The sequence below is a fragment of the Rhodococcus sp. NPDC004095 genome (assembly GCF_053604015.1).
In genome coordinates this window covers 200,638-217,498 of record NZ_JBSGGS010000010.1, presented here as the reverse complement: position 1 = coordinate 217,498, position 16,861 = coordinate 200,638, and the positions used below count along the sequence as shown (strand labels likewise).

Here is a 16,861-nt window from a genome sequence, read left to right as displayed (position 1 = left end):
GGAGGGGGTCAGAAGCCCAGCCGGCCCAGCTGCTTCGGGTCGCGCTGCCAGTCCTTGGCCACCTTGACGTGCAGTTCCAGGTAGACCTTGGTGCCGAGCAGCTTCTCGATCTGGGTGCGGGCCTTGGTGCCGACGTCGCGCAGCCGGGCACCGCCCTTGCCGATGACGATGCCCTTCTGGCTGGGGCGTTCGACGTACAGAAGCGCGTGCACGTCGAGCAGTTCGCCCTGCTTCTCCGTGCGCCCCTCGCGTTCGACGATCTCCTCGATGACGACGGCCAGCGAGTGCGGCAGCTCGTCGCCGAGGCCCTCCAGCGCGGCCTCGCGGATCAGCTCGGCCATCAGGGTTTCCTCGGGCTCGTCGGTGAGCTCGCCGTCCGGGTAGAACGCCGGACCCTCCTCCATGTGCGAGGCCAGCACGTCGACCAGCACCTCGACCTGCTCCCCCGACGAGGCGGACACCGGCACCACGTCGGTGTCCGGTCCGAGGAGCTTGGAGACGGCCATCAGCTGCTGCGCGAGCTGGTCCTTGCTCACCTTGTCGATCTTGGTGACGATGCCGATCAGCTTGGTGCGCGGCGCGACCTGCCGGACCTGCTCGAGGATCCAGCGGTCGCCGGGGCCGATCTTCTCGTCCGCCGGGATGCACAGGCCGATCGCGTCGACCTCCGAATAGGTGTCGCGCACAAGGTCGTTCAGCCGCTGCCCGAGCAGGGTGCGCGGGCGGTGCAGACCGGGCGTGTCGACCAGGATCAGCTGAGCGTGGTCGCGGTGCACGATGCCGCGGATGGTGTGCCGGGTGGTCTGCGGCCGCGACGAGGTGATGGCGATCTTGCTGCCGACCAGCGCGTTGGTCAGCGTCGACTTGCCGGTGTTCGGGCGGCCGACGAAACAGACGAAGCCGGAACGGAATTGGGTGGTGGTCATGCGTGCTCCTGGGTGTCGGTGTCGGCGTCGTCGGGTTCCGGTGCGCGCCAGGCGAGAACGGTGGTGATCCGGACGCGGCCGCGCATGTCGCTGCCGCCCTCGGCCCGCAGCACGAGGCGCTCGGCGGTGTCCGAGTCGTCGCCGGCGGCGACCACGACCTCGGAGCCGGGCAGCGGCACGCGGCCGAGTTGGTAGCCGACCAGGCCGCCGACGGTGTCGACCTCGTCGCTGTCGATCTCGAGGTCGAACAGTTCGCCCAGGTCCTCGAGCGGCAGCCGCGCCGAGACGCGGTAGCGGCCGTCCTCGAGGTCCTCGACGGGCGGGATCTCGTCGGTGTCGTACTCGTCGGCGATCTCGCCGACGATCTCCTCGATCACGTCCTCGATGGTGACCAGTCCGGCGATGCCGCCGTACTCGTCGACGAGCAGCGCCATGTGGTTGCGGTCGCGCTGCATCTCCGCGAGGAGGCTGTCGAGGGGTTTCGAGTCGGGCACGAACACGGCCGGCCGCATCACCTCGGCGACGGTGACGCCGCGGCCGCCGTCGGTGGAGTGATACGTCTTCTGTACCAGGTCCTTCAGGTACACCACGCCGAGAACGTCGTCGGCGTTCTCACCGATCACCGGGATTCGCGAGTGTCCGCTGCGCACGGCCAGCGAAGTAGCCTGTCCGGCCGACTTGTCGGCCTCGATCCACACCATCTCCGGTCGCGGCACCATCACCTCACGGGCCGGGGTGTCGCCGAGTTCGAAGACGGACTGGATCATCCGGCGTTCCTCGTCGGCGACGACGCCGCGCTCCTGTGCCAGGTCGACCAGCTCACGCAGTTCGATCTCGGACGCGAACGGTCCGTTGCGAAATCCCTTGCCGGGGGTGAGCGCATTGCCGATGACGATGAGCAGCCGACTGATCGGGGTGAGCAGGACACCGAGCCACTGCAACGGCAGCGCGGCTGCGAGCGCGATCGAATAGGCGTGCTGACGGCCGACGGTGCGCGGCCCGACACCGATCACGACGTAGTTGACCAGCACCATCACCACTGCGGTGACCGCGAGCGCCCAGCCACGCGTGAGCAGTTCGAGCAGACCCGCCGCGAGCAGCACCGTCGCACTGATCTCCGCGGCGATGCGCAGCAGCACCATCAGATTGACGTAGCGGGGCCGGTCCTCGACGACCGCGAGCAGCCGCTGGGCGCCGGGACGTTCGTCCTTGGCCATCTCCAGGGCGCGGGCCGGCGAGACGGTGTTCAGCGCGGAGTCGAGGGCGGCGAACAGCCCACCGAGGAGAACGAGGACGACAGCGAACAGGATCAGTACGACGGCACCGGTCACCGGTGATCACTCATCGGTCGGCCCGACGAAGCCGGTCTTGCCGAGCAGCCGGCTGTCGCGGGCGGCCAGTTCGGCCTCGCGCTGCTGCCGGTCCAGGTCCTCGTACCACTCGGCGAGCAGGCTGTTCTGCAGCGCGAACATCTCCTTCTCCTCCTCCGGCTCGGCATGGTCGTAGCCGAGCAGGTGCAGGACGCCATGCACGGTGAGCAGCGCCAGCTCGTGCGCAGTGGAGTGACCGGCCTTCGCGGCCTGGTCCGCGGCGAACGCCGGGCACAACACGATGTCGCCGAGCATCGCCGGACCCGGTTCGGGCGCGTCGGGCCGCCCGCCGGGTTCGAGCTCGTCCATCGGGAACGACATCACGTCGGTCGGACCGGGCAGGTCCATCCAGCGCATGTGCAGGTCCGCCATGGTGTCCAGGTCCACGAGCACCATCGACAGCTCGGCCGCCGGATGCACGTCCATGCGGGAGATCACGAACCGGGCGACGCTGACCAGCTCCGCCTCGGACACGTCCATCCCGGACTCGTTGGATACCTCGATGCTCATCTGTGCCGTTCTCCTCGGGCCGCGTCGGCGTCGGTGCGGGGGCTCACTTCGAAAATTCCGGTTCGGTCAGCGCCGCGCCGCCGCGCGCCGCTGCGATGTCTCGGCGGCTCGCCGCTGTGCCCGGTTACCGAGCTTGACGTCGTCGAGCCGGTCGGAGTCGTAGCGATCGTAGGCGTCGACGATGTCGGAGACGAGCCGGTGCCGCACGACGTCGGCGCTGGTCAGTTCCGCGAAATGGATGTCGTCGATGTCGGTGAGGATCTCCGCCGCCGCGCGCAGGCCGGAACGCTGCCCACCGGGCAGGTCCACCTGGGTGACGTCACCGGTGACGACGATCTTCGACCCGAATCCGAGCCGGGTGAGGAACATCTTCATCTGCTCTGCGGTGGTGTTCTGAGCCTCGTCGAGGATGATGAACGCGTCGTTGAGGGTGCGGCCTCGCATGTACGCGAGCGGTGCCACCTCGATCACCCCGGCCTGCATCAGCTTCGGGATCGCCTCGGGATCCATCATGTCGTGCAACGCGTCGTGCAGCGGCCGCAGGTACGGGTCGATCTTCTCGTGCAGGGTGCCGGGCAGGAATCCGAGCCGTTCCCCGGCCTCGACGGCCGGACGGGTCAGGATGATCCGGCTGACGTTCTTCGACTGCAGCGCCTGCACGGCCTTCGCCATCGCCAGATACGTCTTGCCCGTGCCTGCGGGTCCGATGCCGAACACGATGGTGTTGGCGTCGATCGCGTCGACGTACCGCTTCTGGTTGACGGTCTTCGGCCGGATCGTCTTGCCGCGCCGCGACAGGATGTCGAGACTGAGCACCTCGGCCGGCGACTCCCCCGCACCGTCGGTCAGCATCGAGACGCTGCGGCGCACCGCATCCGGGGTGAGCGTCTGGCCGCGGCCGACGATGGCGACGAGTTCGCCGAACACCCGCTCGGCCAGCGCGACGTCCTCGACGCGGCCGGTCAGCGTGACGCTGTTGCCGCGCACGTGGATGTCGGCGGCGAGCAACCGTTCGAGTGCCTTGAGGTTCTCGTCGGTCGATCCGAGCAGGGGCAGCACCGACTCGGGTGGAACCTCCATGCTGGATCGAACGGAGCGCTGTGCGGGGCGTTGTTGCCGGTCGGCCGTCCGCGCCGAGACACCGGATCCGGACATGGCGGACGACGACACCGTGGTCTCACCCGTTTCGCTGTCTGCACTCACGTGGTTGCTATGGCCTGCTTCCCTGATCCGGCGATGGTGGTGTTCGCAGTCTATCTCGCTCGCGCGGGCCTTCCCACCGAGTAAAGGGCGGTCAGACCCCGGGTGTGGCGGCGCTCTCACGCAGCCAGCGCAGGGCCTCGTCGACCACTTCTGCGGCCCGATCGGGCGTCAGGCCGACGATCACGAGCGACGCGACCGCGAACGACTCCCCCGCATCGTTGACCAGACCGCGGTTGGCCTCCTCGAACAGCGCGAGTGCCACCGCCTCGGTCATCGTGACCAGGACCGGTGCGGGCAGGTACGAGGAGAAGACCCCGTCGGCCTGACCGCGTTCGACCAGTGCCACGCTCGGCGCCCGGGCCGGTTCGAGCAGATCGCGGATGCGTTCCTCGCCGAGTTCCTTGCGGGCGAACGTGAGCAGCACCCGGAAGCGGTCGCCGATCGGCCAGGTCAGCAGCGCGAGCACCGCGGACGCCAAGTCCGGTCGGCCTGGCAGTGCGGGCACTCCGTCGAGAACTGCCAGCAGGGCCGCCGATGCCTCGTCGGCAATGCCCTCGACCAGGGCGTCCCGGCTCGGAAAGTGTCCGTACACGGTACGGCGGACCACTCCCGCCGCCCGTGCGACGTCGTCCATGCTCGCGTCCGGGTCGGCGGCGAAGGCCCCGATCGCGGCCTCGATGATGCGCGACCGGTTGGCGCGGGCCTGACTGCGCCGCGGCCGGACCGGCTCACTCACCCCACCAGCACCAACTTCCACACTCGCAGTGTTCCACGCCGCCGACGCGGCGTTCGGCGCACCGCGCGGGGGCGGTGATACCCGCCACACCGTCATTGCACACCACTGTGCAACAAACTAACTTGCACATCAGTGTGCAATCAATAGTCGTGACGCCCGGAACGGAGCCGACCGTGACCTTCCTCGCCACCCGACCGACCACCACCGACGAGACTCCCTATCGATGGAGATGGGCGGCACTGGGCGTGCTGTGCCTCTCGCTCCTGATCGTGGTCATGGCGAACACCGCGCTGATCGTCGCGGCGCCCGACATGACCCGCGACCTCGCGCTCACCAGCTCGCAGCTGCAGTGGGTGATCGACGGCTACACCGTCCCCTACGCGGCACTGATGCTGCTGTGCGGCGTGATCGGCGACCGGTACGGCCGCCGCGGCGCGCTGCTGACCGGACTGTTCGTGTTCGGCGCCGGCGCCGTCTACGGCAGCCTCGCCGACACGACCACCGCGGTGGTGACCGCCCGGATCACCATGGGCGTCGGCGCGGCGATCATCATGCCGGCGACCCTGTCGCTGCTGGTCGCGACCTTCCCCCGAGCCGAACGCTCCCGCGCCATCGCGGCGTGGGCCGCGACGTCCGGTCTGGCCATCGCGTTCGGGCCGCTCCTGGCGGGATGGATCCTCGAATCCGGTTCGTGGAATGCCACTTTCCTGATCAACGTGCCGATCGCCGCGGTCGCAGCGGTCGCCGCGCTGATCCTCGTGCCGCCGTCGAGGGCCGAGAAGGCGGGGCGGATCGACTGGGTCGGCGGACTGCTCTCGGTGGTCGCGATCGGCGCCCTGGTGTACGCGATCATCAACGGCTTCCACTTCGGGTGGACTGCCGGACCGGTCGCCGCCGCGGCCCTCGCGGCCTGCGCCCTGGCCGCGTTCGTGGTCTGGGAACTCCGGCATCCGCAGCCGCTGCTCGACGTCCGCAAACTCGGTGACCGCACGATCGGCGGCGCCACCCTGGCAGTGCTGCTGCTGTTCCTCGCCGCGTTCGGCGCGATCTACTTCGTGGCCCAGCAGTTCCAGTTCGTCCTCGGCTACGGCCCGCTCGAGACCGGAGTCCGGCTGCTGCCGCTGGCCGCGGCGGTCTCGGTCGGCGCGCTCGCGGCCGGGCGGGTCGCCCCACGAGTCGGCGTGCGGTGGGCGATCGTGGCGGGCATGGCGATCGCCGCCGCCGGGGTCCTGCTGCTGGTCCGGGTGGACGCCGGCTCCGGCTACCTGGACTTCGCGGTGCCGCTGGTGCTGCTCGGTCTCGGCATCGGCCTGGCCGAACCTCCCGCCACCGACGCGATCATGGACCGCTTCCCCGACGACGATCTGGGCGCGGCCGGCGGCCTGAACGACACGGCCATCGAACTCGGCGGCTCGCTCGGCATCGCGATCCTCGGCTCGATCCTGGCCGCCGGATACAAGGAGTCGATCGCCGGGTTCATCGACGCGGCACCGCTCCCGACACTGACCGGAGACATGGCCGCCCAGGCCGACTACGCGATGCAGGTCGCGGGCGAATCCGTCGGTGGCGCAACGCTGGTCGCACAGGAGCTGTCGGCCAACCCGCTGGCCTCGTCGTTCGCGGAGCCGCTGCGGGAGGCCGCGGGCATCTCGTTCGCCGACGCCATCGGGCAGGCCAGCCTGGTCGGCGGCCTGGCACTGGCCGTCGGGGCCCTGGTGGTCGCCCTGATCCTGCCCGGGCGGTCCGCGAACTGACACACTGGCCGACATGTTCGTGCTGCTGCTGACCGGACCACCGGGCGCGGGAAAGAGCTCCGTCGTCACCGAACTACACGACGGCCTCGGGGACGCCGGCGTCGCCAACGCGCTGATCGAACTCGACGAACTCGAACGCTGCTACCCGCCGCTCGACGTCCGGCGCCTGATGCGCAACGTGGCGATGCTCGCCGACTCGTACCGCGAGGCCGGCCACACGCTCCTCCTCGTCACGGCAACCGTGGAGGACGACGCGTACGGCGACGCACTGTCGGCCGCGACCGGCGCGGACGATCACCTGACCGTGCGTCTCGACGCCGAACCGGAGACCGTACGACGCCGGGTACTCGACCGGGAGCCCGAAACCTGGTCGGGAAGAGAGGAACTGGCTGACGCCGCCCACCGGCTGGCGACCACCATGCGCGCACTCACCAGCGTCGACCTGGTCCTGAGCACGGAGAGCACCGCTCCCGCCGACGTCGCGGCACGGCTGGAGGCCGTGCTTCGCGCCCATCCGACGGTCCCGCTGACTTCAATCGACCGGATCGCCGGGTGACCGACGCCCTCAGCCGCCAGACACCCACCCGATCGCGTCGGCCTCCCGGTCCGTCGAAAAGACCCGCAGCTCACCGGGAAACAGGAAGGCCAGCAGGTGAACGGCCTCGCCGAGTCCGGTGTGATCGGTGACCAGGGCCAACCGTCCCCAGATGTCGCGCGGGACGCCGACCAGCCGCGAGTCCTGCCACATCGCGCCGAGTGAGTACCGATCGAAACCGTCACCGAGGACGTAGACGAGGTTGACCCGCTGATGGGCGGCGGTCGCCTCCTCGATCGCGGGGTCGAGCACCGTCCGGTAGTCGTCCGCGGTCACCACGCCAAGTCCGCGATACCCGAGAGTGCCGGCCGGAAGTCCGGGAATCTTCTCGATGGTCATCCGTCGACTGTGGTCCACCTCGTCCGCCGATGCCCGGAGGCTCGCCGCGACGGATCCGGAACTCGCCCGGGACCTGCCCCTTCCGGGTCGGTGCGCTCACCGCTGGACGCGAAGTCCACCGGAACCTACGGTCGACCCGGTTCCGCGCCGGGGGATCCCGCATCCCGCACGTGTGCGGCGAGCACGGCACGCATGATGGCGATCGTCGCGTCGATGTCGGGTTCACGGCTCGCCGCGACGTGGGCCCAGAGCAGCGCGGTGGCGGTGAGCGCGAGCACGCCGTAGGTCTCCTCCGGAACGGCGATATCCGGGGCCGTCTCGGCAATCTCGCGAGAAAGGTTGCGCGCGAGCGCCTTCGTGACGAGACCGTCCGGATCGAGCAGGACCCGCAACGCCAGATTCGGCTCACGTCGCGCGAACGTCGCGAGCGGCTCGAAGTCGACACAGCCCTGCATGAAGCGCCGAGTCGCGTCGAGCGCGCGGTCGATCCCCGCGCCCTCGGCGGCGCCGCGCGAATCCTCCCAGATGTCCCCGATGGACGCGAGAATCACCTGGTCCATGAGCTTTTCGCGATCCCCGACCCACCGATAGAGCGTCGACCGGCCGATGTCGAGATGCGACGCGACGGTGTGCATGTCCACGCGCTCGCCCCGCCGGAACAGCCATGTCGCCATGGCGCGGGCATCGCTCGCGGTCGGCTTACGGAACGACGGCGGCCCGTCGACAGGCTGGGAACTCACGGTCGGACTGTAGCGCATGGGACGTTTACTTCTACCTTTCCAAATGAGACGTCATTGACTTTTGTTCCATACGGCCCCTATCGTCAGCGCACGTTTTGTTACCCAGATCACAAGGAGCACGGATGCCCGCCCTCGCCAGACTCGTGACAGCGGCGGCACTCGCCGCGGTCGTCACCCTGCTTCCGACCGGTGCCGCCCAGGCGCTCGGCCCCCTCGACCTCGGCTCCTCGGGCTCCGGCGCCCCGGATCTCGGGTCGAGCGGGGGGTCGACCGGCGACCAGAACCACCCCACGTCCACGTGCTTCTGGTTCGGTCCGACGTTCTCGGCGACGAACCAGGACCTCAACTACGCCTTCCCCGACTCCGGGGCGCTGTACTGGGCAGCGCAGTTCGCGATCCCGGACGGCGCGCGCCTCGTGCTGCGGGGCGACTACGCGCATGCCCGGTACCAGTCGCTCAACTCCTACGACATCAGCACCAACTCGCCCACGGCCGCGCTGAACGACGTGTCGACCGCGCCCGACGAGGGCTCGACGAACCCGTACCTGCCCGGGGCTCCCCGCAACGGGCACGGCCCCCGCTCGTACACCGCGACTGTCGTGAACGAGACACCGCCCACGGATCCCGGGACCGCCGCGCCGAACACCCTGTACGCGGGAGTTCCCGGGCAGGAACGAACCACCCTGCTCTACCGCCTGTACCTGCCCGACAACGGCCGCGACGTGACCGGTGGCGTCGGACTGCCCGAGCCCGAGCTGCACCTGACCGACGGGCAGGTGCTCACCGGGGAGTCCCTGTGCAGCGCCGTTGCCGCCGCGACGACCACACCGGCAGTGGACAAGCTCCCGCTGGACACCTACCTCTCGCTGCGGGACCAGCCCGGCAAGCCCGCGACCTTCCCCGCCGAGCAGCAGCCGGCGTGGCGAACCTTCTACAACGTGCCGTTCGGCCTCCAGTGCAGCTACCTCGGGCAGTGCAGCGGGACCCCCGCACGCACCGGCGGCCAGTACTCGAACAAGGACAACAATTACGTTGCGGCGCTGACCAACCGCGGCTTCGGCGAGGTTCTCACCCTGACCGGGACGATGCCGGTGACGCCGCGCACCCTGAACGGTCAGGATCGCGTCGACGACGTGGACATGCGCTACTGGTCGCTGTGCAACAACGAGTCGATGGCCACCACGAAGGTGGTCGGATGCCTCCACGACGAGCAGGTGCCGCTCGACTCGGCACGCCGATTCACCATCGTCGCCACCCTGCCGGAGGACCGCCCGGTGAACGCCACCGAAGCCTGCGGCGTCGCCTGGCTACCCCTCTCCCCGACCGGCGACGGCGCGGGCCACCCCGATGACGGCTACCTCATCCTGCGAAACATGCTGCCGTCGGCCGGGTTCGGCCACGCCGTCCAGGACACCCGGACACCGGGCGACGAAAAGGCCGTGATGGGGCAGTACCTGCCCGACGGCGTGTACTCCTCCAAGGCCGATTTCGAGGCCCGGGGTTGCTCTCCGCTGCACCGCTGAGCACCAACCCGTTCGCCGGGTGGTACCCGGCGGGGTGGGTACCACCCCGCCGGGCCGCCGGATCCCGAGGAGCACGTCGCCAACCTTCAAGAAGGCGTTCGCCGGAGCTACCGGCAGCGCACCAGATCGCAAGACAACAAGGGCAATACGTACGTGTGGGACTATCAGCAAGGCGCGGTCGAGAATACGACAAGGGCGGGAGGCACCGAGGCGAGTACGACCCCCACGCGAGTGCGCCAACAAGGCCGGCTGATCCGACACGTCGATCGGAGCGATGAACGTATGTGGTACTTGGAGGCTTTCGACAAGGACTCCGAACTGCAAGTTCGTGACTATCCCATGCCGGGATTGAGTACGGAAACTCTCAAGGATCTATTGACCCTCGGAGACACCGTGAGGATCGGCGGAGTGGAATACCCACTCGAAGCGGGCGGCTACGACATTTCACCGGTAATGCTCCACACCTTCGCGGAGTACATCGGCGAACCATTCACGATCGACGACTCGTGGGACTATCAGGTCGGCTTCTATGGTGAATGACACCGACTACTTCAGGCCCGCCACGGACCACTATTCCTGCGCGCCAACTGTTCGGGTGGAACGCCAGGACCGCGTGCCGGCGAGTCGAAGTGCATGCGAATATTCACGCACCGCGGTCAGAACGGTGCCGGTTCCTCGTCGACCGGGACCGTGACGGGCCGGTCGAGGTCGTAGACCTTGATGTTGCAGGCTCGGTCGACCACGGCGATCGGCTTGGGCCAGCTGTCGAGCAGGTATTTCAGGTCCGCCTCAACTCCCCGACCGCGGGGTTGTCCCAACAATCGGGCGAGCTCGTGCGGATCGGTGAGCGTCACACCCCGCGTCGCTGCACTCTCTGCGTTCGAGCGCCCGTCGTCACCTGGCGGTACCGCCGGGCCGGCGCTCTTGAGCGAGGTTGCGGCGGAGCCGTCCATGTCGGGCGGCTGTACCGACGAACCTGCACCGTCGAGCGGCCGCACAGCAGAGCCCGCAGCTCCCGCCGACGGCACATCCGGGTTCGCTGTGCCCGCGTCGAATGGTGGTGCGGTCGCGTCGGCACTGAATTCACCGAGGGGTTCTGTGATGACGAGTTCACCGGAGGGAGTGGTCCATTCGAGTCGCCCACCTCCGAGCTGCCGCACCGTCCACCGCCCGATCGTCTTCAGGCGGTGGTGCCGACGGCAGAGGCAGGCCAGGTTCTGCTCGACCGTCCAGCCGCCCGAGGCCGGGTTCGCGTGGTCATACGGCACCGTGTGGTCGATGTCGCAGGAAACCGCCCGAACGCTGCATCCGGGGAATCGACAGATTCCGTCCCGGGCGCGCACGATCTCCGCCAGCCGCTGAGACGGCCGGTACGTCAGCTGTTCTCGTCGACGCCTGCTGCGTTTTCGGATGGCCGACGGCGTGATCCTCGCGGCAGTCAACGCGCGGCCGATTCCCAGTATCGTTCCTTGCGGGAGTGTTTCGATTCGACGACGCGACAACCACACCTCGCCCGAGAGATCATCGGCCGCAACTTCGCCTGCCCCGCGGCCTTGCCCCGAGTGGCCACACAGGGCGTCGAGCAGAGCCTCCCGATCCGTGTCGGTCAGGGTCAGGACCTTCTTCCACGTGCCGTCCGCCGCGATGTCCCGCGCGAGGTCGGCGTCTATCCACCCCTGTCCGGCGAGGTACGCGGGCAGATCGTCGAGTCCCAGCAGCGTCGTCAGGTTCACCCCGACATGGATGGTCGCCGCCGGCAGGGGCGGCAGATTCGAACCGCCGCGAGCACACCCGTCACCGTCGGCGGGCCTACCGGAATCACTGGAGCGCTTGCCGGAGTCACCGGAAGGCTTTCCGGAGTAGCTGGCTGTCTTGCCGGAGTCGCCGGAGGACTTGCCGGAATCGCCGGAGGGCTTGCCGGAGTTGTCGATTGCGGACCCGTGGCTCGCGGACTCGTCCGTGCCTCGCCGACCAGGGACAGCCGCGCAGGTCGACGTCGGCTCGGTCGCCGCCGATGCCGCCGCCGCCGCACACCCTCTCGAGTCGACTGTCCGAGCGCCGGCCCTCGTGGGTTCCGTCACACTCACTGTTTGCGTGCAGTGGGTGTGACCACAGAGGCATCGCAGTCGACCAGACCCGTCCGCCAATGCCACCAATGCATCCGCCCGACGCTGCGCGAATGTGCGCGGATCGTTCCCACAGACCTCGAAGCACATCGTCCGCAGCCGCATCGCGACCACCTGACCCGCCGGACCGGGCAGCGTGCCCTCCATCGAGCACGTGCCGTCGTCGTTCGCGCGGAACCGCACGTCACGATCGGCCTCGCCCTGTTCCCGCCGGGCTTTGGCACCGGCCGGATCGTGCCGAGCGACCAACCTGCGCGCGGTGCGACGGATCGTCGACGTCGTCGCCCCCTCGATCCCGGCCAGAAGGAGTCGCTCCACCAAATCCACCTTGTCGGGTGAGACGTTCGCCAACGCATCCGAAATGGCCTGGGCCCGAGACTGATCGATGCGACCGGTCGAGAACGCCAGCGACGTCGCGTGCAGCCGCCACCGCAAGTCCAAGCCCAACCCGATCCACCGCCGCGCCACCGGCTCGGTCACGGTCAGCATCACGCCGACCTCAACGTGCGCGAACTCGCCCTGAAACGCCTCATTACAGCCCCGCCGGGCGTCCTCTGCGCACCGCGCCAAATACACCGATGCGACAGCATCCACCTCGAGGAACTGGGCCCGGGCGATCCCGGCGTGCCGCTCGCGCAGCACCGCCGTCCATTCGACCTCCGGGACGCCCGACAGCACACCGGGAGCCTCCGCCCCGGCCTGCATCGAACCCCCCGACTCGAACATGAGTTCTATCGTACATATGTTCGAGATTCTTGGCCAGTGTTCGGAGATCCGATGCGCTAGACGATCAGGTCGATGATCGTCACGGAGCGTGCACGGCCGTCGACGGTGTAGGAGAGAGTGTCGCCGCGCCGACGCCCCACAAGCGCGCTGCCGAGTGGCGTGTCCGGCGGACACGGCTCGATCGTCTCATCGTGACTGTGCGGGGCAACGATCATTCGCAATGGTTCACTGCCGCTGAACCGCGCTGTGACGACCGAACCTTCCCTGACTGCGAACTGCGGCATGTAGGTCGGCATAGCCGTGAGGCGCAGGAGGTCCCGGAGTTCTTCGATCCGGGATTCATTGTCGCGGTGGGCTTTGAGCGCGACGCGGGAGCCTTCGCTCTCGGCGGGGTCGAAGCCGCACCGTTCGTCCCTGATGCGCGCGGACAGCGCGGAGCGACGAGCCCGGCACTGCGCCAGTTCGACCTCCCACCGTTCGCGCTGGGTGTCGATCTGCAGATTCACCGCATGTCGAGCACGCAGCCCCGAGGGGAGGAGCCCACGTCGCGGATCCTTACGGCCACGGCCCGCCGGAGCCCGCTCAGCATGCCGACCGCTCCGGCTTCCTGGTCACGAGCAGTCTCCCGGCTCGCCGACCTTGACGACCGACAGCATCGCCGCTCCCTCACCGACGGCGCTCCCGGCGGGCGGCGATTGGCCGACCACGACCCAGTTGCGGTCGACGACCTGGTTGCGGCCCTCACCGGTCGCGTCCCGGCTGCGGGAGTAGAAGACGCCCGCCGCCTGGATGGTGTCCTGCGCGTCCTGCAGGTTCATGCACGTCACGTCCGGCATGGTCGCCGGGGCTGCGGGAGCCGCGGCCGCCGTGACCGTGGTGGTCGGCGCGGCCGAATGGACCGACTGCGCTGCCGCCGCCGTCGGCCTGGCGGTCGAGGGTGCGGGCACACCGAACGCGGCGGTCGCCGCCGCGGACGTCGCGGTGAGCTCCGAGTCGGAGTCGTCGTCGAGGCCGTCGCTGACGTCCCCGATGATCCCGATGAGCACGAGGATTGCCGCGACCGCGGCCGCGATGATCACTCCGCGGCGCACCGGGCGCTTCTCGGGTGCGGGCGGCGGCGGCGCGAACGCGGCCGGGTCGCCGGCGAGGAACGCCTCGTGCCCCGCCTGCGCACGGGCAGCGAGCGCCGCGTCCTCCGCCTTCCTGCGCCCGAGACTGTCGCGGATCGGCTTGCCGACTGCGAGGTACCACAACCCGGCCGCCAACAGAACACCGACGAGCGCATCCCCGAACCTGCCGTGGACGAGATCCAGCACAACCACCCAGGTTCCGACCGCCGCGAAGAACCCGGCGGCGACCCGCCAGTACGGCGCGAACTTCTTCACGTGTAACTCCCGAAGCGCCAGGCCAATACGTTGTGTCGGGCCCATGATGGCATGGACCGCCGACACGAATTGCTACTCCTCCGTGCGGATGAAGTCGTCGAAACCGGGGACGGTGAACGCGAGTAGTCCTCGTTCCGGGGCGTAGACGAGCCCCTTCTTGATCAGCTCGTCGCGCGGGACCGACAGTGCGGTGGTCTTCTTCCCCAGCGCCGCCGCGAGACCTTTCATCGTCGCCGTTCCAGCGACTCCCGTCTCCGCGAGGGCGTGCAGCAGCGCTCGCTGCGCCGGCGTCGCGCGGTCCCACCTTGCGCGGTACAGGCCCGCGTTCACCTCGTGCCGGGCCACGTCGACTCCGAGTTGCGCATCGTCGACCGTGAAGACCGGACCGACGGCGTTGTTCCACACCGCCTTTCCGACCTCCTGCAGGAAGTACGGGTAGCCGCGGGCCGCGTCCAGGACCACCCGCAGCGCGTCCGGTTCCCAGTGCGCGTCGCGTTCGATCACCGGCTGCGTGAGCGCGGCCCGCGAGTCCGATTCGCTGAGCAGGGTCAGTTCCCGGAACTGGTACAGCCGCTCCGCGTAACTGGTGGCCGAGGCCAGCAGCGCCGGAAGCGACGGCAGGCCCGCGCCGACGAGGAAGAGTGGCAGCGCCGGCGACGTCTGACCCACCTGATGCACCGCGGCGCTCACCGCAGCCATCTCCTCGGCCGTGGCCTCCTGCAACTCGTCGATCAGGATGAGGGTGCCGATGCCGAGGTCGCGGGACGACTCCCCCAGCGAGACAAAGAGGTCTGCCAGATCCAGCGAGAGACGCCCGCTGTCGGCGTACCCCTTGGCGGGGTCGATGTCCACACCGAGGGAGACCACCCCGAGGTTGAGCTTCGCGGTGAACGACCGAAACACCCCGAGAAGCCGCGCGAGCTTGTCGATCGCATGACGGTGCGTGGTCGCGCGCAGGCTGACGGCCAGCTTCGAGGCGAGCTCGTCGGTGAGCGGATGCGCCTTGCGGACCTCGAGCTTCGCCACGATCCAGCCGGTGTTGACGGCGATCCGTTCGAGTTCGCCGAGCAGCACGGTCTTGCCGACGCCCCGCAACCCCACCAGCATCCAGCCCCGGTCGCCCTCCCCGAACTCGGTGATCCGGCGGCTGACCACATCGAAGTCGGCGAAGAGACGGTCCCGACCTGCGAGAATCGGGGGACGCAAGCCGGCGCCCGGCTTGAAGGGGTTCAGCACCGGATCCATGCATCACACCTTATCCAGGTTTATATGAGCTTTGCAGATAATGTCCGATAAAGGCTGATGGGACCGGGACGTGGTCAGGGAGGACAGCTCCTTCACCTACGACACCCAGGCCGGCGGCAGCACCACCGTGCCGAAACTGAAGGTCAACCTCATCGAGGTCACCGGTTCGTCCTAGCCGGCCCAGGGATCCTCGCCGAGGACGGCGTCCAGGGTCAGCGCCCAGCTGCGGGTGGTGCGGTCGAGGAAGGCGTTGTGCCCTTCGCCCGGTACCTCCCACAGCACGGCACGGTCGCAGGCGGCGCGGGCCGCGTCCACGTAGGCGCGGCTTGCCGCCACCGGCACCTGCACGTCCTCGACCCCGTGGATGCACACCGTCGGCACCCCGGTCGGGACGCGGTGCAGTGGTGACGCGTCCCGGTAGACCTGGGGGTCGTCCGCGTAGGACACCCCGAACAGTGCTTCGAGCGCGGCGCCCCCGCTGCGGGTGGCGGCACGGGCGGCGAGGTTGAGCGCGCCGGCCTGGGAGATCACCCGGGTGGGCCGCACCGGACAATCCCGTTGCCCCGCAACCCACATCGCGAGCTGCGCTCCCGCGGAGTGGCCGACGAGCCGGACGTCGCCGACATCGAGCGGGACCGTCGAATGCTCGGGCAGCAGCGTCGCGGTCGCGGCCAGCGCGGCCTCGACGTCGGCGCTGGTCTCGGCCCACCCGCCGCCCGCGCCGACCCGCCGGTACTCGACGTTCCAGGCCGCCACGCCGCGTCGCGCCAGCTCCGAGGCCAGGGTCGTCGCCAGGTTGAGATGGAAGTCGGCGCTCCAGTAGCCGCCGTGCAGCAGCATCACCACCGGCACCGGCCCGTCCACTCCATTGGGGGTGTAGAGATGCCCGAACTGGGCGGGTTCGGGTCCGTAGTCGATGCGGAGGCGTGACATGAACCCATTGTCGCGGTCGCGCCGACGCCGGCCTCACCCCGCCCACGCGAGCACGCCGTGGTCAGTAGTCGATGAGCCCGTCGCGGTTGAAGAACTTCCCCGTGGGTCCGTCGGGGCCCAGCCCGGCCAGCATCACGGTCGCATCGGTTCCCTCGGTCACGGTCTGGTGTCCGCGGTGCCAGTTGAAGTCGGTGCTCGTGTATCCCGGGTCGCTCGCGTTGACCCGGAATTCCGGGAGGTTCTTCGCGTACTGGACCGTCATGGCGATCACGGCCGCCTTCGAACTCGCATACGGAACCGCCCGGACGAAGTGCTCGTCGGTGCCGGGGGTGCTCAGCGCCCGGGCGAAGCCGACGCCGGAGGCGACGTTGACGATCACGGGGTTCGCCGAGCGCCGCAGCAGTGGCAGCGTGGCCTGCGTGACACGCACGACGCCAAGGACATTCGTGTCGAACACCTCCTGCATGGCGGCGACATCGAGGTCGTCGACGCCGAAGGACCTGCCGAGGACGCCGGCGTTGTTGACGAGGACGTCGAGCTCGGGCAGCTGGGCGAGCGCCGCGTCGATGCTGCGCTGATCCGTGACGTCGAGTTGCACGGGATGGGCGCCGAGATTCTGTACCTCTGCCGCCGAAGCGAGGTCACGCATGCCTGCGTAGACGGTGTGGCCGGCGTCGATGAGTCGGCGTGCGGTCTCCAGGCCGAGGCTGCGGTTGGCTCCGGTGATCAATGTCGTGGTCATGTCCACAA

At 69.0% G+C, this 16,861-nt stretch carries 17 protein-coding genes; 4 read left to right on the top strand and 13 right to left on the bottom strand.

Annotated features, from left to right (window positions below; genetic code table 11):
- Positions 1-8: 8 nt before the first annotated feature.
- From era to ACWEPG_RS20485, 5 genes are all read right to left on the bottom strand, one after another.
- Positions 9-926, bottom strand: coding sequence for a GTPase Era (gene era, locus ACWEPG_RS20505; RefSeq protein WP_452595153.1), 918 nt, complete (start codon positions 924-926; stop codon positions 9-11).
- Positions 923-2,257, bottom strand: a complete 1,335-nt coding sequence (locus ACWEPG_RS20500; protein ID WP_450112746.1) for a hemolysin family protein — start codon at positions 2,255-2,257, stop codon at positions 923-925. The genes era and ACWEPG_RS20500 overlap by 4 nt, the downstream gene beginning before the upstream one ends.
- 6 nt (positions 2,258-2,263) lie before the next feature.
- Positions 2,264-2,806, bottom strand: coding sequence for an rRNA maturation RNase YbeY (gene ybeY, locus ACWEPG_RS20495; protein ID WP_450112745.1), 543 nt, complete (start codon positions 2,804-2,806; stop codon positions 2,264-2,266).
- Between the two features lie 66 nt (positions 2,807-2,872).
- Positions 2,873-3,961, bottom strand: coding sequence for a PhoH family protein (locus ACWEPG_RS20490; protein ID WP_450135203.1), 1,089 nt, complete (start codon positions 3,959-3,961; stop codon positions 2,873-2,875).
- Between the two features lie 139 nt (positions 3,962-4,100).
- Positions 4,101-4,745 (bottom strand): TetR/AcrR family transcriptional regulator, encoded by a 645-nt coding sequence (locus tag ACWEPG_RS20485; protein WP_452595152.1) that lies wholly within the window; start codon positions 4,743-4,745, stop codon positions 4,101-4,103.
- A gap of 173 nt (positions 4,746-4,918) precedes the next feature.
- On the opposite strand from ACWEPG_RS20485, the gene ACWEPG_RS20480 reads away from it, so the two are divergent.
- Both ACWEPG_RS20480 and ACWEPG_RS20475 read left to right on the top strand, forming a co-directional pair.
- Positions 4,919-6,499, top strand: a complete 1,581-nt coding sequence (locus tag ACWEPG_RS20480) for an MFS transporter (RefSeq protein ID WP_452595193.1) — start codon at positions 4,919-4,921, stop codon at positions 6,497-6,499.
- 13 nt (positions 6,500-6,512) lie between these two features.
- Positions 6,513-7,055, top strand: coding sequence for an AAA family ATPase (locus tag ACWEPG_RS20475; RefSeq protein ID WP_452595151.1), 543 nt, complete (start codon positions 6,513-6,515; stop codon positions 7,053-7,055).
- Positions 7,056-7,064: 9 nt separating this feature from the next.
- Here the strand turns inward: ACWEPG_RS20475 and ACWEPG_RS20470 are convergent, their stop codons facing one another.
- Together ACWEPG_RS20470 and ACWEPG_RS20465 are read right to left on the bottom strand one after the other, a co-directional pair.
- Positions 7,065-7,433, bottom strand: a complete 369-nt coding sequence (locus ACWEPG_RS20470; protein WP_450112742.1) for an STAS/SEC14 domain-containing protein — start codon at positions 7,431-7,433, stop codon at positions 7,065-7,067.
- A 125-nt stretch (positions 7,434-7,558) separates the two neighbouring features.
- Positions 7,559-8,173: a QsdR family transcriptional regulator gene (locus ACWEPG_RS20465; RefSeq protein WP_450112741.1), complete on the bottom strand. Its 615-nt coding sequence runs from the start codon at positions 8,171-8,173 to the stop codon at positions 7,559-7,561.
- A gap of 122 nt (positions 8,174-8,295) precedes the next feature.
- Between ACWEPG_RS20465 and ACWEPG_RS20460 the strand changes: the two genes are divergently transcribed.
- Positions 8,296-9,696: a hypothetical protein gene (locus tag ACWEPG_RS20460; RefSeq protein ID WP_452595150.1), complete on the top strand. Its 1,401-nt coding sequence runs from the start codon at positions 8,296-8,298 to the stop codon at positions 9,694-9,696.
- A gap of 153 nt (positions 9,697-9,849) precedes the next feature.
- Entirely contained in the window at positions 9,850-10,236 is a 387-nt protein-coding gene (locus tag ACWEPG_RS20455) for a DUF7683 domain-containing protein (RefSeq protein WP_452595149.1), read from the top strand.
- Positions 10,237-10,352: 116 nt separating this feature from the next.
- Here the strand turns inward: ACWEPG_RS20455 and ACWEPG_RS20450 are convergent, their stop codons facing one another.
- The 6 genes from ACWEPG_RS20450 to ACWEPG_RS20425 all read right to left on the bottom strand — a co-directional run bounded on the left by ACWEPG_RS20450 (position 10,353) and on the right by ACWEPG_RS20425 (position 16,853).
- On the bottom strand, positions 10,353-12,548 hold the full coding sequence (locus tag ACWEPG_RS20450) for a DUF222 domain-containing protein (protein ID WP_452595148.1): 2,196 nt from the start codon (positions 12,546-12,548) through the stop codon (positions 10,353-10,355).
- A 56-nt stretch (positions 12,549-12,604) separates the two neighbouring features.
- Positions 12,605-13,054 carry a GreA/GreB family elongation factor gene (locus ACWEPG_RS20445; protein WP_452595147.1) on the bottom strand — a complete coding sequence of 150 codons (450 nt, stop codon included), beginning with the start codon at positions 13,052-13,054 and terminating at the stop codon, positions 12,605-12,607.
- A 105-nt stretch (positions 13,055-13,159) separates the two neighbouring features.
- Complete coding sequence (locus ACWEPG_RS20440) at positions 13,160-13,933, bottom strand: PASTA domain-containing protein (protein ID WP_452595146.1); 774 nt, start codon at positions 13,931-13,933, stop codon at positions 13,160-13,162.
- A gap of 72 nt (positions 13,934-14,005) precedes the next feature.
- The gene (locus tag ACWEPG_RS20435) at positions 14,006-15,178 is read right to left on the bottom strand and encodes an AAA family ATPase (protein WP_452595145.1); all 1,173 of its coding nucleotides are present in this window, start codon (positions 15,176-15,178) and stop codon (positions 14,006-14,008) included.
- A 171-nt stretch (positions 15,179-15,349) separates the two neighbouring features.
- Positions 15,350-16,111, bottom strand: a complete 762-nt coding sequence (locus ACWEPG_RS20430) for an alpha/beta hydrolase family protein (protein ID WP_452595144.1) — start codon at positions 16,109-16,111, stop codon at positions 15,350-15,352.
- Positions 16,112-16,172: 61 nt separating this feature from the next.
- Positions 16,173-16,853: an SDR family NAD(P)-dependent oxidoreductase gene (locus ACWEPG_RS20425; protein WP_452595143.1), complete on the bottom strand. Its 681-nt coding sequence runs from the start codon at positions 16,851-16,853 to the stop codon at positions 16,173-16,175.
- Positions 16,854-16,861: the final 8 nt, after the last annotated feature.